The following is a 22,761-nucleotide window of genomic DNA, read 5'->3' as shown; positions in this document are numbered from 1 at the left end:
TCAAATGCCCAGGACCCGGATGGGCACGAGGGTGTCGTTTCGCGTCCCGTCCCCAAGCTGGCCTTCGCCGTTGTATCCCCAGGCCCAAGCAGAGCCGTCCGAGCGCAGCGCCAACGTGTGGTAGTCCCCGGCGACCACGGACACCACGCCGCTCAGGCCCGTCACCTTCACGGGTGAGTGGCGATTGATGAGCGTCCCATCCCCGAGCTGGCCGTCGAAGTTGAACCCCCAGGCGCGCACCGTGCCGTCCGAGTGCAGCGCCAGTGAGTGGTAGTTGCCGGCCGCTACGGACACCACGCCGCTCAGGCCCGTCACCTGCACCGGTGCGGGCTTGTTGAGCACCGTCGTCCCATCCCCGAGCTGGCCCGAGCCGTTGTAGCCCCAGGTCCACACCGTGCCGTCCGAGCGCAGCGCCAGCGAGTGGTAGCCTCCAGCCGCCACGGACACCACCCCGGACAGTCCCGCCACCTGCACGGGCAGGATGTGCCAGGCGTACGAGCCATTGCCAATCTGGCCGTCGAAGTTGTACCCCCAGGCCCACACCGTGCCGTCCGAGCGCAGCGCCAGGGAATGGCTGTCTCCGGCCGCGATGGCTACGATTCCGGAGAGCCCAGAGACTTGCACGGGCTGGGGCCTGTCCGTGGTCGTTCCATCTCCGAGCTGTCCGTAGCGATTGAAGCCCCAGGCCCACACCGTGCCGTTCGAGCGCAGGGCCAACGCGTGGTAATTGCCAGCCGCCACGGCGGAGACACCGGAGAGCCCCACCACTTGCACGGGCCGGGGCCTGTCCGTGAAAGTCCCATCCCCGAGCTGCCCGTACTCATTGACGCCCCAGGTCCACACGGTGGTGTCGCCCTTGAGCACCACGGTGTGCTTGAACCCGGCGGAGACGGCGATGCTCCCGCTCAGATTCAGGGGGGCCGCGACGAGGCTGTCGAGCCCCGTCCCATTGCCGAGCTGCCCGTTGTAGTTGTCTCCCCAGACCCATACCGCACCGCCCGAGTCCACCACCACGGAGTGCAGCTGTCCGGACGTCACATCCGCCCTGCCCAAGGACAGAAACGACACCTTCACCGCGGAGCTTCGGGGGTTGAACGTGCCATCTCCGAGCTGGCCGAAGACGTTGTCACCCCAGGACCACACGGTGCCGTCCGAGCGCAGCACCAGCGAGTGCTTGTACCCCGCCACCAGGGTGACACCTCCGCTCAAGCCCGACTGCACGGGCACGCGGCTGCTGGTAGTCGTCCCATTGCCGAGCTGGCGGTAGCGATTGTCACCCCAGGACCACACCGCGCCATCCGAGCGCACCGCCAGCGAGTGGTAGTTGCCGGCGACCAGGGTCATCACGTCGCTCAGGCCCACCTGCACGGGTTGGAGGCGGTTGGTGTTCGTCCCATCTCCGAGCTGGCCATACGTATTGAGGCCCCACGCCCACACCGTGCCATCCGAGCGCAGCGCCACGGTATGGGAGGCGCCGGCGGAGAGCGTCACCACCCCACTCAAGTTCAGCACCTGCACCGGCACGTTGCGCGTGGCCGTCGTGCCATCCCCGAGCTGACCGAAGCGGTTGTCGCCCCAGGCCCACACCGTGCCGTCCGAGCGCAGCGCCAGGGAGTAATAGCCTCCGGCCATGACAGCGATGACGCCGCTCAGGCCCGGCACCTGCACGGGCAGGTTGCTGCTGGTCGCCGCCACGTTGCCGAGCTGGCTGTAACGGTTGTCGCCCCAGGCCCACACCGTGCCATCCGAGCGCAGCGCCAGGGCGTGGGAGAACCCAGAGCCAAGGGAAACGACGCCGCTCAGGTTCTTCACCCGCACGGGCACAGGGCTGGCGGTGTTCGTCCCATTGCCGAGCTGGCCGCTGTAGTTGTCACCCCAGGCCCACACCGTGCCGTCTGAGCGCAGTCCTAGAGCGTGGTAGTCCCCAGAGGCCACGGACACCACACCACCCAGGTTCGCCACCTGCACCGGCGTGGGGCTGTCGGTGAACGTCCCATTTCCGAGCTGGCCCTGACGGTTGTATCCCCAGGCCCACACCGTGCCATCCGAGTGCACGCCCACCGAGTGGTATTGACCCAGCGCCAGCCTCGCAGCCGCGGGCCGGCCTCCCAGCGGCGAGCGCACTCGCCCCGGGACGGGCTCCTCCAGGCCGGTCGCGGGACCACAACCCGTCACGAGCCACGTGCCGAGCAGCACTGCCAACGTCAGACACCCGAGCCTCGCACCGAGGGATTGCCTACCAGACATGCACCGCCTCAACGGAATGGCCGTCAGTGACGGCACCAGGTTTGCCCCTCGGGGTCCTTGCAACCTTCCAACACCCAGCGTGCGACGAGGCGCCGGAGCTCCAGGGGAAGCTCCACTCCGGCCATGGGCATGCCAGGTCGCGCGGCGACGAGCCCGTGCTCGGCCTCCAGCGCGCGAGTCTCCAACCGACGCCAGAACTCCTCACCCGATTTGCGGCGCAGGTAGGCCTTCAGCCCTTCCGCATCCGCGGTGAATGCGCTCGCGGCACGTGGGCTGGTCGCGTGACAATGGACACAGGTGGCGTCCCGGAAGAACGGCCCCCAGAGATAACTCAGCAGCGCGGGTGGCAGCGCCGTGGGGGTGGCCATGTCCTCCAGCTTCAGTCGGGAGACACGCGCATCCAGCTCGCGCTCCGCCTCGACTCGCATCTCTCCGAAAAGCCGGTGCAGGAGCTTCGCCTCTTCGGTGGAGAGGGGCACCACGGGCATGGTGCGCGCCTCGCGAGGAGCGCGGACCTTTCCAGCCGCGTAGTCCCGCAGCCACTCGGCGGTGTAGAGCCCCAGCGCCACTCCGCTCCGGCCCGATACCGGCCTCGGGCCTCCATGGCAGCTGAAGCAGCGGGTTGTCCACAGCGTGTCGGCCTGGCGCCGCTCCTCCACGCTCAGCTTCGCGGGCGTCTTCTCCCGGGCCTGTGGCCGCACCCCCAGGAGGTCGGCCACGGCCTTGAGCGCCTTGGGCTGAAGCGACGGGTAGGCCATCATCCGCGGGGCTCGGCTTCCTTCTTGGGGGGAGAGGTTGCTCGGGCGCTTCAGGAAGGCTGCGAGTCGCTCCCAGGACACCCGGGGAACGGTCCCTTCGGGTGGCTCCACGGTCTCCGGGGCATTCATGTACGCCAGCGGCGTGGTGGCGAGCTGCGCCAGCTTCTCCTCACGCACGGGCACGGCGAAATAGCGCCGGTCTACCTGCCCCTTCTGTTTCCGCGCGGCCACATCGTTCAGCTCCGCGTGGCAGCCATAGCATTGGCTGTCATTCCAGTGCCCCAGGCCATTGGCGAAGCGGGACTTCGGCTCGTTGCGCCGGGCGGTATGGCACCCGACGCACTCGTCCACCTCCAAATCGCTGGCGAAGGCTCCTGTGCCCACGAGCAGGATGAGGACGAACAGGACTTTCACTGCGTGCCTCCAGGGAGGGCGGTGATTCGCACCGAGGCGGAATCCGCTTCCAGTTGAGCAATCTCTTGCACCACGGCACGGAAGTCCGCGGCCGTCGCCTGCTCCGGCTTCTCCTGACACTTCACATAGGCATCCACCAGCATGTACCCGGACACCTTCCACTCCGTGGCCGTGGCCTCCGCGGGGGGTACCCGCTGAAGGATGCAGGCTTGGAGCTCTTTCTTCCTCTGCTCGGGATCCACGCTGTCGTTGCCCGGGCACGCGGTCCACCACACGAGCCCACCCAGAATCCACACATGCCTTGGCATCACCCGTGCTCCCACGCCGGAGCGGCCACGGCACCGGCCATGGCTGCTCCTGGCGTCCTGTTGATGGGGGTTGAAGCGCAGTCCGCGCTCTACCCGAACTGCAGGACCAGCGGGTCCGGCGTGCAGATGTAGACGGGCTGGCTTGCCGCGGAGGTAGACATCGTGGCCGTCTGGGCGTTCAGGTCCAGCGTGAACGCCTTGATATAAGCCTCCCAGCCCACCTGGGGATCCGAGGTGAGGAAGAGCGAGGGAGAGAGCTGGGCCAGCCGCGAGGACTCGAAGAGGACGTCCCAGCTGTTCCCCGTCAGGCCCGTGGAGGTGCTGCGCAGCACGCCGTCCGTCACGAGCCTCTGGTTGATGGCGGAGATGTTCAGCTTCTGGCTCGCCGGGCTACACAGCGGGATGGAGGCGCGCAGGGTGATGACCGGGCGCGCGTTGATGATGGACAGCACCTTCGCCTCGTCCTCACTGAAGAAGAAGAGGCTCAGGCTGCAGGCGATGGGGTAGTTGCCCGCGAGGATTCGCGGCGTGTAGCCCACGGGCATGTAGGAGAGCAGGTCTGCAATCTCCTCCGTCGGCTGGCACGCACTGGCCGGCGGCAGCACCTTCGCGTCGGTGATGCCATTCTGGGAGACAAAGCCGTTGTACAGGTTCTGCCGGTGGGCCGTCGGGAACAGGTTGACGATGAGCTTGCGCATCCCACTGACGTTGGTGGGCGGCCCGTTCGGAACCTGCTCGTAGCTCGTGTAGTAGATGGGGCCGCGGTTCATGCCCACGTACGGCACGAACACCATGCCGGACTGCTCGATGGTGCGCGCGTAGTCGAGCGGCGGTTCGGTCTGGGCGTGCGCGGCTGGCGCCACGAGGGTGAAGAGGCCCAGCACGGCTGCGGAAAGGACGTAGGGAAGACGCATGGAAGGAGGGGGGCGGGAGGGTGAGAGGAAATGAGGGGCGGGAGCTCTCCTCGTGGAGACTCCCACCCCCCTGGCTCACGTCTTGATTACTGCTGACCCAGCAGCGCGCGGCAGCCCGGATCGTTCATGTTCCAGTTCACGCGGCCCATCTCGAAACCGCCCGTGAGGCAGGACACGTTGAGCATGGTGGGGGCCTGGAAGTCCGTCGGGCCCGGGTTGTACTGAACGTAGACCACCTCGTTCTTCTCGAGGATGAGCTTCTCGTAGTTCGCACGCAGGGTGAAGATAGACGTCACCTGGTTGGACACCTGGCCATTGACCGGCGTGGTGTACTTGCGCACCTCGTTGAACAGCTCGTCCTGGAGCCGCCGCTGCACGGCGTTCACCACGTTGATGAAGTTGGCGTCATTGGGCGCCGTGGGGCCCCAGGTGCCGTTGGACTGCAGGTACTCGATGCGGATGCCGCACTCGTTCTCCGCCGAGCACTGCACCAGCCGCTGGAAGAAGGCGCGGACCTCGATGTCCACACACGAGCTGAGGTGGAAGGCGGCGAAGGCGCTGGCCTGCTCGAAGAGGGACTTCCAGTTCACGTGGAAGCGCGCCTGACGGGTGAGCTCGCTGGTCTTGATCTCCCAGTCAATCTTCGCCGACAGGACGTTGTCCCACTGGGCGCCCGTGGCCATGAACGTCCGCAGCTGGTTGGTCCAGCCGGGCAGCGTGGTCGCCTGGAAGGAGATGTCCTGCGCCACGACACTGCCGTTGAGCGCGGGCAGGCTGTTGAACTTGTACATCACGTTGGTGTCGAGGTCGTACGGCTGGGTCGGATCCTCGTGGGTGAAGCACTTCGGGACGGTGATCGTCCGGGTCTCGCCCGTCGTCGGGTTGGTGATCTGGAAGGTCTCCTTCTCACACTTGACCTCGACGCGGCCGTTGGGGGGCGCGTAGCCAGAGAGCAGGAACTTGGTCTGCGCCTTGGTCGCCGGAGCCGGGGTGATGCGCATGCCCTTCGCGGTCGCCTCGCTCTGAAGCAGGCCGAGCGCGCCGAGGTCGCTGGTGGTGGAGAGCGAGCCACCCAGGTTGGTGAGCTCCTCACCCGCGAAGAAGCCAAACGACGGGTAATAGGCGGAGACCTGGAAGCGCGGGATGGGCGAGGTGCTCAGCGGCGACTGCACGGCCACGCCACCGCGCCGCGGCACGTAATAGACGAGCTTGGTGTCATCCGTGTCCCCCAGCAGGATGAAGGCATCCTGCACGGTGGCGGAGAAGTACTGCGACACGTTGCGGGCGGAGGGAGACATGGGCGCGGCGACGGCCTGGCCGGCGGCGCCAGCGGACAGCGCGATCACTGCGGCGGACAGCAATGCTTTCTTCATGGTTTGAGGCCTTCCTTGTCGATGACGGCACGTCAGTCATGCCTGGAGGGCACACCACTCCCGTGTCTGCTTGCCCGAGAGCGCGCAAACCTGTCGCCGCCGTCCCCGTCGCTCGTTTGAGAATGCCGCTCGAGCACCAGGAACGGTGTATGCAAAAGACAAACGCACAGGACCGCCCGCGCGGACTGCCGTCAGCGCGGAACCGATCTGGGTGACGACGTGATGAAACCCCCTCTGATCCAAAGCGGAGCCTGCTCTGCTTGGACCATCACACAATACATATTATCAAACAGGACTGCGAGTAAAAACTGCGCAACCCGACAGATAAATGTAACATTTCTGTTCCAATGAAAAACGACTCTCGCGGGAGATGTCGGTTTCAATGGTTTCAAGGGCTTGGTGTGTGTTGCTTTGGAGTCTACAAGACGTGTGTTGCTTTGGAGTCTACAAAACGTGTGTTGCTTCAGAGTCTACAAGGGCGGCGACTCAGGAGCCGGAGGGGAGTAGGCCGGCTGGCGCCTACCCGATGACTTCTTGCGATGCGCTGCGTGAGCTGTAAGAGCTATCCCCTATGCGCTACACGCCCATCATCGGCACCCTTGGCTACGTCCTGTCTCCGGATGGGACGAAGGTCCTGCTCATCCACCGCAACGCGCGTCCGGACGACACGCACCTCGGCAAGTACAACGGGCTCGGAGGGAAGATGCACCCGGACGAGGACGTGGTCTCCTGCATGCGCCGGGAGATTCGCGAGGAGGCGGGTATCGAGTGCACCGAGTTGACGCTGCGCGGCACCATCAGCTGGCCCGGCTTCGGCCCGAAGGGTGAGGACTGGCTCGGCTTCGTCTTCCGCATCGACCGCTTCGAGGGCACGCCCTACGAGCGCAACGCGGAGGGCACCCTCTCCTGGGTCCCCGTGAAGGACATCATGAGCCTGCCGCTCTGGGACGGAGACCGCCACTTCCTGCCGCTGGTGTTCGATGGCGACCCGCGGGCCTTCCACGGCGTCATGCCCTACGCCGACGGCCACGCGGTGAGCTGGTCCTTCACGCGCATCTGAGGTGCGGCACTCCGCGGGTACGGCTCATCGCCTCCGGCCGGGCGCGTCCTCGCTGAAGGTGTCACAGGCCTCGACGGTGCCCTGCTCGAGCCCCCGGCGGAACCAGAAGGCACGCTGCTCCGAGGAGCCGTGGGTGAAGGACTCGGGGACGACCCGGCCCCGGGCGCGCCGCTGCAGCGTGTCATCCCCCACGGCGGAGGCCGCGGTCAGCCCCTCCTCCACGTCTCCCTGCTCGAGCACCTGGCGCTGGCGCTGCGCATGGTGGGCCCAGATGCCGGCGAAGCAGTCCGCTTGCAGCTCCTGCAGCACGGACAGGGCGTTGGCGTCCTCCGGAGACTGGCTCCGCATCGCGTGGACGCGCTCGGAGATGCCGAGCAGGTTCTGCACATGGTGCCCCACCTCATGCGCCACCACGTAGGCGCGGGCGAAGTCACCGGGCGCCTCGAAGCGCTGATCCAGCTCCCGGAAGAAGTTGAGGTCCAGGTACACGCGCTCGTCCAGCGGGCAGTAGAAGGGCCCCACCGCGCTCTCCTGGAAGCCGCAGGCGGACTCCACGGCGTCTGAGAAGAGGACGAGGTGTGGCTCGACGTATTGCACGCCCAGGGGCAGGAGCAGGTCCGGCCAGGTGTCCTCGGTGTCCGCGAGCACGACGGAGACGAAGTCCTCGAGCTGCGCCTGCGCGGGGTCCACCGGTCTGCCAGAGCCGCCGGTGCCCGGCCCCACTGCGGGCTCTCCCCCGGACAGGACGGTCCCGGGGTCGCCGCCGAACAGCATCACCAGGAGGGCGATCACGATGGTCGCGGCACCGCCTCCCACCGCCAGCGGGCGTCCCACGCCCATGCCTCGCCGATCCTCGATGTTCGAGCTGCGACGACCCCCTTGCCACCTCATCCGTTCCCCCTCCTCTCTGACTCTCTACCCGCTCCAAGGTAGGCAGCCCGGCATGGGCCATCGAGCAAGGTCTCACCCGTGTCCCGGTGCTCGGGCGAAGGGAGGGCAAGCAAGAGAGCAGCGGGCGTGCTCAGCGCAGGGGACGTTTGAAGCAGTAGTTGCGGTAACTGTCGATGGTGACGAGTTCCCAACCCTGTAGGCCCGCGGCCTGCAGCTGCGGGGTGAGGTCTCGCGGATCCATGAGATTGAGCGGCATTTCCGGTCGCATGCAGTAGTAGTCCCAGCGCGGCATGCTCGTCTCCGACTGCGCGAGCGCGGGGGGGAGCCACCGCACCTGGGAGGCCGCGCAGCCGGCCAGGAACGTGAGTGCGAACAGGATGTTGCGGCGGGTGTTGGTGTCCATGGTCCTCTCTCCTTGGGGTACCTTGAGCCTTCCATGGCCCAGTCAGCCCCTCCACTTTCGTCCTCTCCTCCGCCTCCGGCCTCCTCTGAAGTCTCTCCCCAGGGCGGTGCGCCGCGCTTCAGTTGGCTGCCCGCGCCGGGCACGTGGAAGTTCCACCTGCTGCTGAGCGCGGTGGCCATCTTCGTGCTCGGGCCGCTGGGCGGTATCGCCGCCTCGTACATGAACTTCAGCCTGGGCTTCTTCGTGGGCGGGCAGGTGCTGGCCGGCATCCTCGGCAGCGCCGTCACCTATGGCTATGGCCCCGAGGGCAAGCACGGCGCCAACTACATGCAGACGATGGCCGCCTCGGTGGCCTCGATGTGCGCCATGTCCGTGCTCATCCAGGCCATGGTGTGGCTGGGCATGCCGCAGCCGGCGGCCTGGCACCTGATGCTCTTCGTGGGCTGCGTGGGCATGTTCGGCGTGGGCCTGGGCATGCTCTACACGCCGCTGCTCGTGGACCGGCTGCAGCTGGACTACCCCTCGGGCTACGCGGTGGCCAACATCCTCCGGGCGCTCACCGACAAGCGCCTGCTGAAGGTCTCCATCGCCAAGCTGGGCGGTGGCACTGGCCTGGGCGTGGTGGTGGCGGGGCTCACCGAGCGCTTCGCCGCCCTGGGCTCCATCGGCTTGAGCGGCTCCACCTTGGGCGCGGGCATGGTGGTGGGCAGCCGCAACACCGTGCCGGCCATCGTTGGCGGGCTCGTCGGTGCGGCCTTCACGCCCTACCTGCGAGAGATTGGTTGGCTGGGCGCGGAGGAGCCGTTCCGCAAGATTGGTTTCATCATCGGTCTGGCCATGATTTGCGGCGCGGCGGCGGTGGACCTGTCGCTCCTGGCGGTGCAGGCGGTGGAGCGGATTCGCAACCGAGCGAAGGCCCCGCCCGACGAGGTGCCCGCGTGGAAGCAGGTGAACCTGCCGAGGCTGCTGGCGTGGGTCGTTTTCTGGGGCGTGGCGCTGGTGGGGGTTGCCACGTACCTGCTGAATCAGCCGCTGGGCTTCATCCTCTTCGGCATGGGGCTGTCGGTGTTGTTCGTGCTCATCAACGGCATCGCCTACGGCATCACCGACCAGAACCCCCTCTCCAGCGCCTTCGTCATCTCGGTGCTGCTGATGTCGATGCTCGGGCTGAGGAACCCGGTGGTGGGGTTGTTGGCCGCGAGCATCCTGCTCATCTCCACATCCGTGGGCTGTGACATGCAGCAGGATCGCTCCACGGGCTGGCGCCTGGGCACCAACCGCACCATCCAGTTCCGCTACCAGGTGATTGGCATCGTGATGGGCTCGGTGCTGTGCCTGGGACTGGCGAAGGTCTTCATGAGCGCCTATCCGGTGCTGGCCATCAACCAGCTCGACCTCCCGGAGGTTGAAGTGGGCCAGTGGAGCTCGGCGATGACGTACAAGCTCGTGGGCGCCATCCGCAGTCTGGGCACGCTGTCGGACTACACGGTGAAGGCGCTGCTGCTGGGCTTGACGCTCGGCTTCACCATCGAGGTGGCGCGCAAGCTGCTCAAGCGCAACGCGCGCTACCAGGCCTACGTGAAGGGCTCGCGCGCGGGCTACGCGGTGGGGTGGACGATGGACTCGGTGCTGCTGGCGAGCCCCTACGCCTCGTCGTTCGGCGCCTTCATCAACCTGCCCGCGGCGCTGTGGTTCGGCGTGGGCGGCATCGTGTCCTCGCTGTGGAACACGCTGGCGAAGAAGCCGGCGCCGCATGCGGCGGGCTCGCCCGGAGAGGGCGAGGCGCTGCCCGAGGACATGAGCACCACGTCGCTGGTGGGCGGTGGGCTCATCGCCGGCGAGTCGCTCTACTTCCTCTTCGTGGGACTCGCCGGCCTGGTGTCGCTGCTGTGGTGACGTCCCCTCGCTAGAAGAGGAAGTCGGTGGTGAGGAAGTCCGACTCGCGGCGGGTCAGGATGGATTGCACCAGCGTGGTGTTCTCGGTCGTCGTCTTCGCCGCGACGAGCGTGCGAATCGAGAACACCCGCAGTGCATCCGCCACGGACAGCGTGCCCTCCGCGGAGTCCTTGCGGCCGTTGAAGGGGAACGTGTCCGGCCCGCGCTGGCACTGGCAGTTGAGGTTGATGCGGCCCACCTGGTTGGAGAACGCGTCGATGAGCTTCCCGATGCGCGCCGAGTCCTTGCCGAAGATGCTTAGCTGCTGGCCGAAGTTGGAGTTGACGACGTAGCGGATGACCTCCTCTTCTTCGTCGAACACCATCACCGGAATGACCGGGCCGAACTGCTCCTCGGTTGCCAGGCGCATCTCGCTCGTCACCGGGTACACCACGGCGGGTGCGTAGTACGACTGGTTCGTCTGCCCACCGAGTTTGTTGACGACGCGGGCGCCCTTGGCCACGGCGTCGTCGACGAGTCCCTTCAGGTAGGCCGTCTTTCCAGGCTCGGGCAGCGGGGTGAGCGCGACACCCGGGTCCCAGGGCATGCCGGGCTTGAGGCGGTCCACCGCGGCGGTGAAGCGCTCGAGGAACTGCTCGACGATGCGCCGGTGCACCAGGAGCACCTTGAGCGCCGTGCACCGCTGGCCGTTGAAGGACAGTGTGCCGGTGATGCACTCCTTCACGGCGTTATCGAGGTCCGCGTCCTCGAGGATGATGGCCGGGTTCTTCGCATCCAGTCCGAGCACGGCCTTCAGGCGGTGCGGACGCGGGTGCATGCGCTTGAGCTCGCTGGCGCCCTTGTTGGTGCCGATGAAGGCGAAGACGTCCACCTTGCCGCTCTCCATGAGCGCGCCGACCGTCTCGCGGCCCCGGCCGTAGATGATGTTGATGACGCCCGGCGGGAAGCTGTCGCGGAACGCCTCCAGCAGTGGCCGGATGAGCAGCACGCCGAACTTCGCCGGCTTGAAGACGACCGCGTTGCCCATGAGCAGGGCGGGGAAGAGCGTGCTGAAGGTCTCGTTGAGCGGGTAGTTGTACGGGCCCATGCACAGCGCCACGCCCAGGGGCGCCCGGCGGATCTGCGCCATGATGCCCTGGTCCTGCACGAAGCGGGACGAGGTGCGGTCCAGCTCCTTGAGCGCGCGGATGGTCTCCACGATGAGGTCCACCGTGCGGTCAAACTCCTTCTCGGAGTCGGCCTGGGTCTTGCCAATCTCCCACATCAGCAGGTTGACCACCGCGGTGCGCTGCGCGCGCATCGCCACGAGGAAGCGCTCGACGTGCTCGATGCGCTCGGCGACGCGCATGGACGGCCAGACGCCGCGGCCGTTGTCGTAGGCCTGCACCGCGGCCTCCAGCGCCTCAAGCGATTCCTTCGAGGTGAGCAGCGGCGTGGCACCGATGACTTTGGGCTCCAAGCCCTTGGGCGTCTTCACGAAGACGGGGCTCTGCACCGGGTTGAGCTCGCCTTCCCAGACCCGGAGCTTGCCTCCCACGAGGTACTCGCGCTGCTCGAGGTACCCGGGGAGCCGCACGTTGGCGGGAATCTGTTCGTCCGTGGGGAAGAGGTCGTCAAGGGAGGTCATGGATGTCCTTTCTGCGCCACTATCTACGACCCGGGCTCCTTCCGCGCTCTTGAACTTGAGGGCGCACGTGAGCGGGTTGCTTGAATATTCCGCAGGGACTGTGCGTCCAGGCATCCTCGTGGGCATGGTGGACTGGGTGAAGAGTCATGACACGGTGGCGATTCCTCGTACCTGTTCTCCGACCCCTCCGGTCCCGATGCGACCACCCTCATGTGGGACTTCTTCAAACAGCACACGCGCTGAAGTGGGTCTTCGGGACTGCGCCGCCTGCCCTCATGTTCTCGGGCAGGTCCGACGCCGCGAGCCAACTGCGGCACGCGGCTCGAGGAGCGCAAGTGCAAGCTCCTCTGCACACGCTGCGGCTACTACATGAGCTGTGCGGACTACTACTGACACCTCCAACGGCCGAGCCGCCTTCGGCATCCAGCTGTTACATGGACGGGGGCCGTGCTCGTTCGCCTACTCGGTCTCGACCCAACACGCCCAGTGATGGTCCGAGCACTGGCAATACCCAATCGAGCCATTGCTGAAAACACACGCGGTCTCGAGGTAGTCAGCGCGGCAGTTGATGCGCATGAGGTACTCGCACGAGGCGAGAGCTTCGCTTCGAGGAGAATCATTCTCGGACGGAATCTGCTGCTCGGATTCGACACCACCACAGCCCGTGGTGACCGTGACGAGAGCAAAAGCAAACGCAAACAGGCGACGACGCAGCATGAAGCCTCCTGAGACTGCGGGTGAAGCCCGAGGTTCGAGCATGATGAGTCAATCTGTCAATACAAGTCCTTCTTCCAGGCCGGCAACAGCGTACAGGTGCTGCTTCCGTCCTGGTTCACATCACCGTGCTGGACTTGTCGCTCGCGCGGTTCCCCCAATCAGGCGCGGAGAAGGCGAGCGTGGCGCCCCAGGCAGCGGTCAGCAAGGAGCCGATGAAGGAGAAGGAGAGGGGTGGGGTGAGGGGATGCGAATCCGTGGGCGGCGCGTTATGAGGGCGCACCATGAAAGCGATTCGTTACCACCAGACAGGGGGACCCGAGGTCCTGCGGCTCGAAGACGTACCGGAGCCGGAGTTGGGTTCAGGGGAGGTCCGGATTCAGGTCCACGCGGCCGGCGTGAACTTCGCGGACACGGAACGGCGACGGGGGCTCTACGATGCGCAGGTTCCCCTGCCGCGGATCCTCGGGAGCGAGGCCGCGGGCGTGGTCTCCGCGGTGGGCCCGGGGGTAGACGCGGCCCTCCTGGGTCGGCGGGTCGTCACGCTGACGACGAGCACCTATGCCGAGTTCGTGAAAGCTCCCGCGAGCGGACTCGTCGTCCTGCCAGACACCGTGTCCTTCGAGGTAGCGGCCGCGGTGCCGGTGCAGGGCCTGACGGCGTACCACCTGCTGCACACGGTGACCCAGGTGCGTGACGGCCAGTCCGTGCTCGTCCATGCGGCGGCGGGAGGCGTCGGGGTGCTGGCGGTGCAGCTCGCGAAGGCCCTCGGTGCGCGCGTCTTCGGCACGGTCTCGAGCGAGGCCAAGGCCCGACTCGTCCAGGAGCTGGGCGTCGACGAGGTCATCCGCTACGACCGCGAGGACGTGGTGGCGGAGGTCCACCGGCGCACGGGCGGCAGGGGCGTGGACCTCGTGCTGGACGCGGTGGGCGCGAGCACGTGGGAGGCAAGCCTCCGGGTGCTGGCTCCCTTCGGACACGCGGTGAGCTATGGCTCGGCGAGCGGTCCGGCTCCCGCCGTGGACGTGGAGGTCCTCTTCGAGAAGTCCCTGAAGGTGAGCGCGTACTGGATGCACACGCCGCATCCCCCGGGGGCGCATCACCGGGCCCTCGAGTCGCTCATCCGCGATGTCGCGGACGGGAGGCTTCGGGTCCTCATCGGCCTGAAGCTCCCGTTGGCCGAGGCGGTCGAGGCCCACCGGCGGCTGGAAGGCCGGGAGACGGTGGGCAAGGTGGTGCTGACCGTGGCGGGGTAGGGGAGGACGTGGCCTACCGGCGGCCTGGGCTCGGCCGGAACCACGTGGGCTCGGGCCGGACCGTCGTGCCTCCCGTGAACATGCCGCCGGTGAAGAAGGCCTCCTCGAAGAAGTGGTACGGGTGGACGAGCTCGGGGCGGCTGGCGGCCTCCAGTCGCTCGGCGAGCGGAGCCGGAATCTCCACGTCGAGGGCGCGCAGGTTGGTCTCGAGCTGCTCCAGCCGCGTCGCGCCGATGATGGTGGACGCCACGCCGGGCCGGCGCGTCACCCACGCGAGGGCCACCTGTGCCGGAGGCCGGTCCAGTTGCCGGGCCACGTCCTTGAGCGCATCGACGATGTTCCAGTTGCGCTCGGTGAAGAGCTTGGTGAACCCCGGGTTGCCGGAAGTGGAGATGGAGGGGAGCCGGCCTTCGCCCTTCGCCCCTACGCCCTCACGCGTGTACTTGCCCGACAGCAGCCCCGATGCCAGCGGGCTCCAGGGGGTGATGGCCGCTCCGAGCGCCAGTGCCGCCGGGATGTGCTCGCGCTCGATGTTGCGCTCGACGAGCGAGTACTCCAGTTGCAGCGCCGCGATGCGCTCCAGGCCCTCGCGCTCCGCGAGCGTCTGCGCCCGAGCGAAGTACCAGGCCGGCACGTCGGACAGGCCGATGTAGCGGACCTTGCCCTCGCGCACGAGGTCGGTGAGCGTTTGCATCACCTCCTCCACGGGCGTGAGGCCGTCCCACGCATGCAGCCAGTAGAGGTCCACGTAGTCCGTCTTCAGCCGCCGCAGCGAGCCCTCCAGCGCGCGGTAGATGTTCTTGCGGCCGTTGCCGCCCGCGTTGGGGTCTCCTGGCGAGGTGTTGACGGTGAACTTCGTCGCGATGACCGCGCGGTCTCTCCCGCCATGTTGTGCGAAGTATTCGCCGATGAGTTGCTCGCTGGTGCCGCCCGTGTAGCCGTCCGCCGTGTCCAGGAAGTTCCCGCCCGCTTCCAGGTAGCGCGCCAGGATGCGGTGGGCGGTTTCCTTCGGGCTGCCCCAACCCCACTCGGTGCCGAAGGTCATGGTGCCCAGGCACAGCGGGCTCACGCGCAGGCCGCTGCGGCCCAGCAGGTGGTACTGCGCCAGCGAGTCGATTCGAGGTGTCGTCGTCATGTGTCTCCCCTGTGGATGGCTTCAAATTGCCGTCCAGGGGCCGCGGAATGAAGACGCGGAATCCGCACACACTCTTTAGAATCTCTTAGAAATGGCCCTCACGCCCCTCAATGCCCTGGCCGTGTTTGTCACCGTCGCCCGGCGTCGCAGCTTCTCCCAGGCCGCGAAGGAGCTCGGGGTCTCCTCCTCCGCGGTGAGCCAGGCCGTCCGTCAGTTGGAGGAGAAGCTCGGGCAGGCGCTGCTCGCTCGCACCACGCGCAACGTGTCGCTCACGGAGGCCGGGCGTCGGCTCATGGAGGACGCCGCGCCGGGTCTCCAGTCAGCGCTGGCGGCGCTCGAGTACCTGTCCGCCGACACCACGCAGCTCACGGGCTCGCTTCGCCTGTCGGTGCCCGCTTTCTCGTTGCCGCTCGTGGTCGAGCCCGTGTTGACGAAATTCCTCGTGGCCCATCCGCATGTCCGCGTCGACGTGTCCGTGCAGAACCGGTTCGTCAACATCGTCGAGGAAGGCTTTGATGCGGGCATCCGTCTGACTGAGGCGGTGGAGCGTGACATGGTCCAGGTGCGCCTCACGCCCGCCTTCCGGTTCCTCGTCGTGGGTGCCCCCTCGTACTTCGAGCGGCACGGTGCTCCGCGGCGGCCGAAGGATTTGGTGAATCACGCCTGCCTGGGTTACCGCTCGCCCTCGACGGGGCTGCCGTACCACTGGGAGTTCGAACAGGGGCGGCGGGAGCTCAGCGTTCCAGTGAAGGGGCCGCTTGCCTCGGACCACGCGCCGTTGCTCCTCAGCATGGCCGCCGCGGGACTGGGCCTGGCCTACGTAGCGGAGCTCGAGGCCGCACCCTGGTTGCGCACCGGTGCGCTGCGGCCCGTGCTGGAAGATTGGGCGCCCACCGTGCCGGGCCTCTTCCTGTACTTCCCGAACCGCACGCGAGCCTCTCGCCCGCTGCGCGCGTTCATCGACATGGCGCGAGACATCCTCCCACGCCGCTGAACCCTTGCACCGTCAACGCGGGCTGGGGGCGCGTCTACGTCCCTCCCCAGCCCGAGAGACAGGCATTACTTCGCCGCGGTGTCGCGCTTGCTGAGGACGTCGCACTCGGTGGTCATCTCGTAGATGAGCGGCACGCCCGTGGCCAGCTCCAGGCCCACCACCTGCTCGCCGGTGAGCTTGTCCAGCTTCATCACCAGGGAGCGGTTGGAGTTGCCGTGCGCCACCACGAGCACGTTCTTGCCCTGGCGCAGGTCGCCCGCGATGGCGCGGTCGTAGAAGGGCAGCACGCGCTTGGCCGTCATCTCCAGCGACTCGCCATTGGGGGGCGGCGTGTCGTAGGAGCGGCGCCACAGCTTCACCTGGTTGTCTCCCCAGCGCTTGGCGGCGTCCTCCTTGTTGAGGCCCTGGAGATCGCCGTAGTGGCGCTCGTTGAGGGCGGCGTCGCGGATGACGGGGATGGGCTGGCCGAGCGTCTGCAGGATGATGGCCAGCGTCTCCTGGGCGCGGGTGAGGGCCGAGGTGTAGGCCACGTCAAACTTCAGGCCGGCGAGCGCCTTGGCGGCCTGCTGGGCCTCCGAGCGACCCTTCTCCGTCAGGGGAACGTCCACGAAGCCGGTGAAGCGGTTCTCATGATTCCACAGGGACTGACCGTGTCGGACGAGAGCGAGAATGGGCATAGGCGCGCCCTACTAGAACCCGGGGCTGGATGTAAACCTCTATGATTCCGCTTAGTTGGCCGTGTGGTCCCCTCGCCGAGCCACCGGGCTCCTCAACGCGCGGGTGCGCTCCAGCAGCTTGAGGAATTCCTCGCGCTCGGCGTTGCCTCGGGGCGTGGCGTCCCGGGCAATCTTCACCACCTGCTCGAGGCTCCAGCGTTCGGCGTGCGGGCTGTGGCGCAGTAGCTCCGCGGCGCCCATGACGGCGGTGGCAAAGCGCAGGTCTTGAGGGGCTCCGGTGAAGGAGGCCGCGAGCGCGCTGGCGGGAAAGCGGTACACGTGCTCCGAGGCCGTCTCGCCCCGGGGCTGTTTGGCGCGGAGTCGCACGGTGGCCAGGCCATCGCCTGCTCCGGGCTTCAGCTCCAACTCGTAGAGCGCGGTGACCGTGTGGCCGGAGCCGATCTCCCCCGCGTCTACCTTGTCGTTGCGGAAGTCCTTGTCGGCGATGTTCCGGTTCTCGTAGCCCACGAGCCGGTAGCGGGCCACCTGGGCGGGGTCGAACTCCACCTGGAGCTTCACGTCCTGGGCGATGACCTCCAGGGTGCCGCCGAGCTGCTCCTGGAAGATGCGGCGCGCGGCCATCAGCGAGTCCACGTAGTAGTGGTTGCCATTGCCCTGGTTGGCGAACTGCTCCATGAGCGTGTCCCTGTAGTTGCCCATGCCAAAGCCCACGGTGGTGACGGTGACGCCCTCCTTCACGTAGCCGCGGATGAGCTTCAGGATTTCCTCGTGCGAGGAGGGGCCCACGTTGGCATCGCCATCGGAGAGGATGATGACGCGCGATACCGAGCGCCCATCCAGCGTCTTCATGGCTTGCCGGTAGGCGAGCTGAATGCCGGAGGCCATGGCGGTGGAGCCCCCAGCGGTGAGCTCCTCGATGGCGGCGTGGATGCGGGCCTTGTGCTCGAGGCCGGTGGGGGGCAGCGCGAGCCTCACGCCACCCGCGTAGGTGACGAGCGCCACGGTGTCGCCATCTCGCAGGTTGTCCACGAGCAGGCGCAGGGAGCGTTGCGCGAGCGGGAGTTTGTCCGGGGAGTTCATGGAGCCGGAGACATCCACCAGGAAGGTGAGGTGCGCGGGCTTGCGCTTGGAGATGCTCAGGCGCTTGCCCTGGACACCCACGCGCAGCAGGTGTTTGCCGGGGGTGAAGGGCGAGGGCGCCGCATCCAGGTGCACCGCGAGCGGAGCCTCCTGCTGGGGCTCGGGGTAGGTGTAGCGGAAGTAGTTGAGGAACTCCTCCACGCGCACGAGCTCGCGCGGCGGCTGCCTGCCCTCGAGAAGCGTGCGCCGCGCGAGGGTATAGGAGGCGGTGTCCACGTCGAGGGCGAAGGTGGACAGCCGGTCCTCGGCGGCGGTGACGAAGGGATTCACCGCGTGGTCGCTGGACGGCTCGGCGTTGTTGGCGAGCGGCTCAGCGGGGACATGGGCACGTGGGACGCTCACGCTGGCCTTGCCTCCGCCTCCCCGGCCCCGGGTCCCGAGGCCTCCAATCCCAATCCCCAGGGTCGTGTCGCCGCCCGCCCCCTGAGCCGCGCCCTTGAGCCCGAGCCCTCGGAGCCCCAAGGCGGTGCCTCCGCTGTCCGCATTGAAGACCTTCGCGCCGAACAGTGCGCTCCGGTCGGGCGAGGGAGGCGCGTCTTCCCGCTTCGGGGCCTCGGCCTGTTGCTGCTTCATGGCCTGAGGCTCCGCGAGCATCACCTTTCGGGACACCGTCTGCTCCATCGCGAGTGGCTGTGCCTCTTCGGCGCGCTGACATCTGCCGAGCGTCCCGCTTGCAACGGCCAGCGCGCACACGACTCCCGTGACGGCCAGGGTCTTTCGTCTCATGCACTGCCTCCAGGCTGGGTGGATTTCGTCTGTCGGAGCCCTTGGACAACGGCGTGCGCGACGGGTTCCCGAGGTGCAGGTGAAGGCCGGGTGCCCTTCCCTCCGGGGCGGGGATGGGACAGGCTGAATCCCATCGTGGAACGTTCACGCCCCTCCGTCCGTGCGTCTGAAGCGACTACCGAGGTCTCCGAGCTCGTGAGTCTCGGTGAGCTGCCATCCCCTCGCGAGCTGCCGTCCCCTCGCGAGCTGCTGGAGCAGGTGCGAGCCCCGGGAGTGAGCCGCTCCGACGTGGATGCGCTCCTGAGCGGGCTCGCGTTGCCGTTGGGGCCTGGCGAGGAGGCACGGGAGCGGGCGGAGCTGCTGCACGACATCCTGGAGGACTCGCAGGTCCGTACGTTCACGGGCCGCGATGGGCGCCAGGTGGGGCATGCGGCGGTGCTGGCGCTGGCGGAACTCGGTTATCCCCATGCGCTGGAGGTGCCACCAGAGCTGTTCGCCGAGGCGCGTGCCGCCGAACGGAAGGCCACCGGAGCAGGGGTGGAGCGCAGCTCGCGCCACGGTCTGGGCGCGGTGTCGACCAGTGTGGCGGGGTTGGTGGAGCTGCTGCCCGTGCTCTTCTTCGGCATCAGCGCGGGCGTGGAGGCGTGGCCGTTCGTTCTGCTCTGGGCGCTGCTGGTGACCCTCACTTCGTTCCTGCCAGCCTTCCTGTTGGGGTCCGAGCCAGTGTCGCGGAGGCCGTGGTTGCACTACCTCCTGCTCCTGCTGGTGGCGCTCCCGGGTCTGCCCTGGTTGGGTGTCACCCTCTCCATGCTGGGAGGAATGGACAGTTCCTATGTCTTATTGTCCCTGCTGCCCCTGGTGATGGCGGCGCTGCGGCTCGGGGGGGCTTTCTGTCTGCACGACAGGCCGTCGGACGCGGAACCCTCGGACAACGAGTAGACAGAGCGAGCCGAGGAGCGGGCAGGGGCTTGCTGCTCGGCATGCAAAGGGCGGGAGTCATCCTTAGCTTCGGCGTATGCGCCGCCGCACGAGCCTCACGCTCCTCAACGCGCTGTCCCTGACCCGTCTGCCCCTCGCGGCTGTTTTTGTCGTGCTGGAAGACCCGCTGGTCCGAGTGGGTCTGGTGGTGGCCGCGGCGCTAACGGACTTCCTGGACGGGTATATCGCCCGTCACAAACACCTGGAGTCGTACTGGGGCGCGCTCATCGATCCCATCGCGGACCGGGCCTTCGTCATGGTGGCGCTGCTGACCTTCGTCCTGGAGGGCAGCTTGACGCCGGTGGAGTTCGGCATCCTGGTGGTGCGCGACGTAGCGACGGGGCTGGGCTTTATCGTGGCGCGTATCGTGCCGCAGTTCCGGCCCGTGCAGTTCAAGGCTCGGATGCTGGGCAAGGTGGTGACGACCCTGCAACTCGGAGCGCTCCTCGCGGTGCTGCTGGTGCCGGTGCTGGTGCGTCCGCTGGTGATTGCCGTGGGCCTGACTGCGCTCGCCTCGGTGGTGGACTACACGGCGGCGGTGTGGCGGGCGAGGGCTCGTCCCGGCCCTCGCGGGCCTCACATCCCTACGCCTTCGGGGCGTGGGGCCGCGTGAGGAGTTGCTCCGCGGAAGCTACCATTCCACGTGGACGGTGAAGTCGGTGCCGGGGGTGTTCTTCACCTCCACGCGCACGCGCGCGGTCACCTTCGCCGCTTTCAGGAGGGCCTGCTCCACCACGCCTTGCATCCACGCGGGGCCGAGCAGTTCCCCCTGGCAGATCAGCCGGCCGGAGCGGGCCCCCACCCGTTCGTACGTGCGCTCACCGAAGGTGGTGACGGCTTTGTAGGCGGAGGGCGAGCTCGCCATGAGCCGGTGGGGCTCGTCTCCCGACAGGAAGGACATCATCTTTCCTGCCTGCGAGTCGAAGAAGTAGTTCACCGCCGCGCGGCCGAACTCCGCGATGGAGCCGTCGTAGTTGCTCGTGCCCGCCTTGCTGCGCTGCACGCCCAGGTCGGCCAGCTTGAGGAGATCGGCCACCGGGTAGCGGAAGAAGCTCACGATGCTGCGTGAGCCGAGGGCCTCCGCGCGCACGGCCATTGCCGCTGCCGGGCCCAGCATCCGCTCGAGGTTCTCCTGGGAGCTGTCGAAGAAGATGCCGAGCAGCTGATCCTTCTCGGTCGCTGCTCGGATGCGAAGGTTCAACGCCTCACGGCTGTCCACGAACTGCCCCCTGGGAAGAGTCGCTCGACAGGCTACTTCGCGTCGAGGTACGCGCGGTAGGCCTCAAAGCCGTAGGGCCGGCCGAGGAAGTCCTTCACCAGCTCGGCGGCGGGCTTGGAGCCACCGGGCTCGAGCACCGTCTTGCGGTACTTCATCGTGGTGGCCGTATCCAGGTAGCCGTGCTTCTGGAACTCGGTCTCCAGGTCCTTGGCGATGACGAGCGACCAGACGTACGTGTAGTAGGCGGCCGAGTACCCCTCCAGGTGGCCGAAGGCGAGCTGGAAGTACGTGCCGTCGCGGTACTCGTGGCGGAACGGGCTGTACTTCTCCTGCAGCTTCTTCAGCGACTCGGTGGTGTCGAAGCCCGGCGCGCGCGAGTAGTAGTCCAGCGACACCGCCGCCAGGAACATCTGCCGGCGCGTCCACAGGCCCTTGCCGAACTCCTTCGACGCGCGGAGCTTCTCCACCAGCGCGGCGGGGATGGCCTCACCCGTCTCGTGGTGGCGGGCGAACTCCTGGAGGATGGTGGGGTTGGTGGCCCACTGCTGCAGCAGCATGGAGGGCGTCTCCACGAAGTCCCACTCGGTGGAGATGCCCGTAATTCCCTTCCACTGCTGGCGGCCGGCGAAGACGTGGTGCAGCAGGTGACCGAACTCGTGGAAGAACGTCTCCACCTCGTCCTGCGTCATCAGCGCGCCTTCCTTGGGGAAGTTGCACACCAGCGCGCCCTCCGGGTAGCGCTTGCCGGCCTGTCCCGCGACGATGTCGAACTGCGCCGCGTGCTTGTACTTGTCGTCACGCGGGTGCATGTCCAGGTAGATGCGGCCCAGCAGCGTGCCGTTCTCGGTGACGTCGTAGGCCTCCACCTCGGGGTGCCACACCGAGGCGTCCTTCACCGGCACGTAGGTGATGCCCCACATGCGCGAGGTGATGTCCATCACGCCCTTCTTCACGCGCCCGTACTCGAAATAGGAGCGCAGCGACTGCGAGTCGAACCCGAGCTGCTCGGCCTTGAGCCGGTCCTCGTAGTAGTCCTGATCCCAGGGCTCCAGCACGGTGGCCTTGGGGTCGTCCTTCTTCTTGCGGGCCAGCAGGTCCGCGTACTCCTGCTTCGCGCGCTGCTCGGCGGTGGCGGCCACCTTGTCGATGAACTCCGAGGCCACCTGCTGCGTGCGCGTCATCTTCGTCTCGGTGACGTACGCGGCCCAGGTGGGGTAGCCCAGGAGCGTGGCCAGCTCGTGGCGCTTCGCGATGAGCTGGTTGAGCACCTCCAGGTTCTTCGGGTTCGCGCGCTGGCGGTAGGCGCGCCACACCTTCTCGCGCGCCTTGCCGTCGCGCGCGTACGTCATGAAGGGGAAGTAGTCGGGGTAGTTGGAGGTGATGACCACCTTGCCGTTGGCGCCCGGCGCGTGGGCCTTGATGAAGTCCTCGGGGAGGCCGGCGAGCTCCTTGGGGTCGAGCTCCACCTTGCGCACGTCCTCGGCGATGTTCTGGTTGAAGGCCTGGCCGAGCTTGAGGATTTCTTCGTTGAGCGTCTTCACCTTCGCGCGGGTGGCGTCGTCGCGGTCCACGCCGGCGCGGCGGAAGTCGAGCAGGGTGCGCTCCATCCAGTAGCGCGTGGAGGCATCGGCCTTGGAGAGGTCCACGGCGGCCAGGGCGTCATAGACGCCGCGGTCCTGGGAGATCTCCACGTTGAGGGAGTCCGCCTTCTGCTCGCACGCGCGAGCGGCATCGCGGAAGGCTGCGTCGGGATGCACCTCGCGGGTGAGGCTGGAGCGGCTGAGGGCATTGCCAATCGCGGCCGTGGCCTCGTCATAGGCCGCGAGGACGGCACGGCCGTCGGTGGCGGACTTGAGGGTCTTCAGGGTGGAGATCTGCGCGCGGGCCCTCTCCAGGTCGGCGGAGCAGGAGGCGTTGAAGGCCTCGAGCGTTCCGGACATGAGCTTGGAGCCCTCGGGGGCTGGCAGGGACTTGAGGGCTTCAGCCTGAACGGAGGAGGGCTCGGGATTCGTCATGGTCGAGTGGGAGCAG

Annotated in this window: 21 protein-coding genes; 6 read left to right on the top strand and 15 right to left on the bottom strand. The window is 67.3% G+C overall.

Going from position 1 to position 22,761, the window contains the following annotated elements:
* The 5 genes from F0U60_RS49345 to F0U60_RS49325 all read right to left on the bottom strand — a co-directional run bounded on the left by F0U60_RS49345 (position 1) and on the right by F0U60_RS49325 (position 6,014).
* On the bottom strand, positions 1-2,247 hold the full coding sequence (locus tag F0U60_RS49345) for an RCC1 domain-containing protein (RefSeq protein ID WP_395811287.1): 2,247 nt from the start codon (positions 2,245-2,247) through the stop codon (positions 1-3).
* Positions 2,248-2,270: 23 nt separating this feature from the next.
* Positions 2,271-3,419 carry a hypothetical protein gene (locus F0U60_RS49340; RefSeq protein ID WP_395811285.1) on the bottom strand — a complete coding sequence of 383 codons (1,149 nt, stop codon included), beginning with the start codon at positions 3,417-3,419 and terminating at the stop codon, positions 2,271-2,273.
* Positions 3,416-3,727 (bottom strand): hypothetical protein, encoded by a 312-nt coding sequence (locus F0U60_RS49335; RefSeq protein WP_395811283.1) that lies wholly within the window; start codon positions 3,725-3,727, stop codon positions 3,416-3,418. Before F0U60_RS49335 ends, F0U60_RS49340 begins: the two co-directional genes overlap by 4 nt.
* An 89-nt stretch (positions 3,728-3,816) precedes the next feature.
* Entirely contained in the window at positions 3,817-4,641 is an 825-nt protein-coding gene (locus F0U60_RS49330; RefSeq protein ID WP_395811281.1) for a hypothetical protein, read from the bottom strand.
* Positions 4,642-4,727: 86 nt separating this feature from the next.
* Positions 4,728-6,014, bottom strand: a complete 1,287-nt coding sequence (locus tag F0U60_RS49325; RefSeq protein ID WP_395811279.1) for a hypothetical protein — start codon at positions 6,012-6,014, stop codon at positions 4,728-4,730.
* A 571-nt stretch (positions 6,015-6,585) separates the two neighbouring features.
* Here F0U60_RS49325 and F0U60_RS49320 point away from each other — a divergent pair.
* Positions 6,586-7,074: an NUDIX hydrolase gene (locus tag F0U60_RS49320; RefSeq protein WP_395811277.1), complete on the top strand. Its 489-nt coding sequence runs from the start codon at positions 6,586-6,588 to the stop codon at positions 7,072-7,074.
* A gap of 24 nt (positions 7,075-7,098) precedes the next feature.
* Here F0U60_RS49320 and F0U60_RS49315 read toward each other — a convergent pair whose 3' ends face one another.
* Together F0U60_RS49315 and F0U60_RS49310 are read right to left on the bottom strand one after the other, a co-directional pair.
* The gene (locus F0U60_RS49315) at positions 7,099-7,965 is read right to left on the bottom strand and encodes a neutral zinc metallopeptidase (RefSeq protein ID WP_395811275.1); all 867 of its coding nucleotides are present in this window, start codon (positions 7,963-7,965) and stop codon (positions 7,099-7,101) included.
* A gap of 130 nt (positions 7,966-8,095) precedes the next feature.
* Complete coding sequence (locus tag F0U60_RS49310) at positions 8,096-8,368, bottom strand: hypothetical protein (RefSeq protein ID WP_395811273.1); 273 nt, start codon at positions 8,366-8,368, stop codon at positions 8,096-8,098.
* A gap of 33 nt (positions 8,369-8,401) precedes the next feature.
* Between F0U60_RS49310 and F0U60_RS49305 the strand changes: the two genes are divergently transcribed.
* Entirely contained in the window at positions 8,402-10,264 is a 1,863-nt protein-coding gene (locus F0U60_RS49305) for an OPT/YSL family transporter (RefSeq protein WP_395811271.1), read from the top strand.
* A gap of 10 nt (positions 10,265-10,274) precedes the next feature.
* On the opposite strand, the gene F0U60_RS49300 is transcribed toward F0U60_RS49305, so the two are convergent.
* The 3 genes from F0U60_RS49300 to F0U60_RS49290 form a co-directional block, all read right to left on the bottom strand.
* Positions 10,275-11,891, bottom strand: a complete 1,617-nt coding sequence (locus F0U60_RS49300; RefSeq protein WP_395811269.1) for an NADP-dependent glyceraldehyde-3-phosphate dehydrogenase — start codon at positions 11,889-11,891, stop codon at positions 10,275-10,277.
* A gap of 459 nt (positions 11,892-12,350) precedes the next feature.
* Complete coding sequence (locus tag F0U60_RS49295; RefSeq protein ID WP_395811267.1) at positions 12,351-12,608, bottom strand: hypothetical protein; 258 nt, start codon at positions 12,606-12,608, stop codon at positions 12,351-12,353.
* Positions 12,609-12,723: 115 nt separating this feature from the next.
* The gene (locus F0U60_RS49290; protein ID WP_395811265.1) at positions 12,724-12,891 is read right to left on the bottom strand and encodes a hypothetical protein; all 168 of its coding nucleotides are present in this window, start codon (positions 12,889-12,891) and stop codon (positions 12,724-12,726) included.
* Here F0U60_RS49290 and F0U60_RS49285 point away from each other — a divergent pair.
* A complete protein-coding gene (locus F0U60_RS49285) occupies positions 12,890-13,861 on the top strand; it encodes a quinone oxidoreductase family protein (RefSeq protein WP_395811263.1) in 972 nt (323 codons plus the stop codon). The genes F0U60_RS49290 and F0U60_RS49285 overlap by 2 nt on opposite strands.
* Positions 13,862-13,874: 13 nt before the next feature.
* On the opposite strand, the gene F0U60_RS49280 is transcribed toward F0U60_RS49285, so the two are convergent.
* On the bottom strand, positions 13,875-14,996 hold the full coding sequence (locus tag F0U60_RS49280) for an aldo/keto reductase (protein ID WP_395811261.1): 1,122 nt from the start codon (positions 14,994-14,996) through the stop codon (positions 13,875-13,877).
* A 91-nt stretch (positions 14,997-15,087) separates the two neighbouring features.
* Here F0U60_RS49280 and F0U60_RS49275 point away from each other — a divergent pair, with 91 nt between their 5' ends.
* The gene (locus F0U60_RS49275; RefSeq protein ID WP_395811259.1) at positions 15,088-15,990 is read left to right on the top strand and encodes a LysR family transcriptional regulator; all 903 of its coding nucleotides are present in this window, start codon (positions 15,088-15,090) and stop codon (positions 15,988-15,990) included.
* Between the two features lie 65 nt (positions 15,991-16,055).
* On the opposite strand, the gene F0U60_RS49270 is transcribed toward F0U60_RS49275, so the two are convergent.
* Complete coding sequence (locus tag F0U60_RS49270; protein ID WP_395811257.1) at positions 16,056-16,667, bottom strand: 2,3-diphosphoglycerate-dependent phosphoglycerate mutase; 612 nt, start codon at positions 16,665-16,667, stop codon at positions 16,056-16,058.
* A 51-nt stretch (positions 16,668-16,718) separates the two neighbouring features.
* Positions 16,719-18,533, bottom strand: coding sequence for a von Willebrand factor type A domain-containing protein (locus tag F0U60_RS49265; RefSeq protein ID WP_395811255.1), 1,815 nt, complete (start codon positions 18,531-18,533; stop codon positions 16,719-16,721).
* A 135-nt stretch (positions 18,534-18,668) separates the two neighbouring features.
* On the opposite strand from F0U60_RS49265, the gene F0U60_RS49260 reads away from it, so the two are divergent.
* Both F0U60_RS49260 and F0U60_RS49255 read left to right on the top strand, forming a co-directional pair.
* Complete coding sequence (locus F0U60_RS49260; protein WP_395811253.1) at positions 18,669-19,472, top strand: hypothetical protein; 804 nt, start codon at positions 18,669-18,671, stop codon at positions 19,470-19,472.
* 76 nt (positions 19,473-19,548) lie between these two features.
* Complete coding sequence (locus F0U60_RS49255; RefSeq protein ID WP_395811251.1) at positions 19,549-20,124, top strand: CDP-alcohol phosphatidyltransferase family protein; 576 nt, start codon at positions 19,549-19,551, stop codon at positions 20,122-20,124.
* Between the two features lie 18 nt (positions 20,125-20,142).
* On the opposite strand, the gene F0U60_RS49250 is transcribed toward F0U60_RS49255, so the two are convergent.
* On the bottom strand, positions 20,143-20,730 hold the full coding sequence (locus tag F0U60_RS49250) for a DUF2378 family protein (protein ID WP_395811249.1): 588 nt from the start codon (positions 20,728-20,730) through the stop codon (positions 20,143-20,145).
* 32 nt (positions 20,731-20,762) lie between these two features.
* Positions 20,763-22,745 carry a M3 family metallopeptidase gene (locus F0U60_RS49245; RefSeq protein WP_395825775.1) on the bottom strand — a complete coding sequence of 661 codons (1,983 nt, stop codon included), beginning with the start codon at positions 22,743-22,745 and terminating at the stop codon, positions 20,763-20,765.
* Between the last annotated feature and the right edge of the window lie 16 nt (positions 22,746-22,761).

The organism is Archangium minus, from assembly GCF_044360475.1.
GTDB lineage: Bacteria > Myxococcota > Myxococcia > Myxococcales > Myxococcaceae > Archangium > Archangium minus.
The sequence above is the reverse complement of the archived record's forward strand: the minus strand, read 5'-3'. Positions and strand labels throughout refer to the sequence as shown.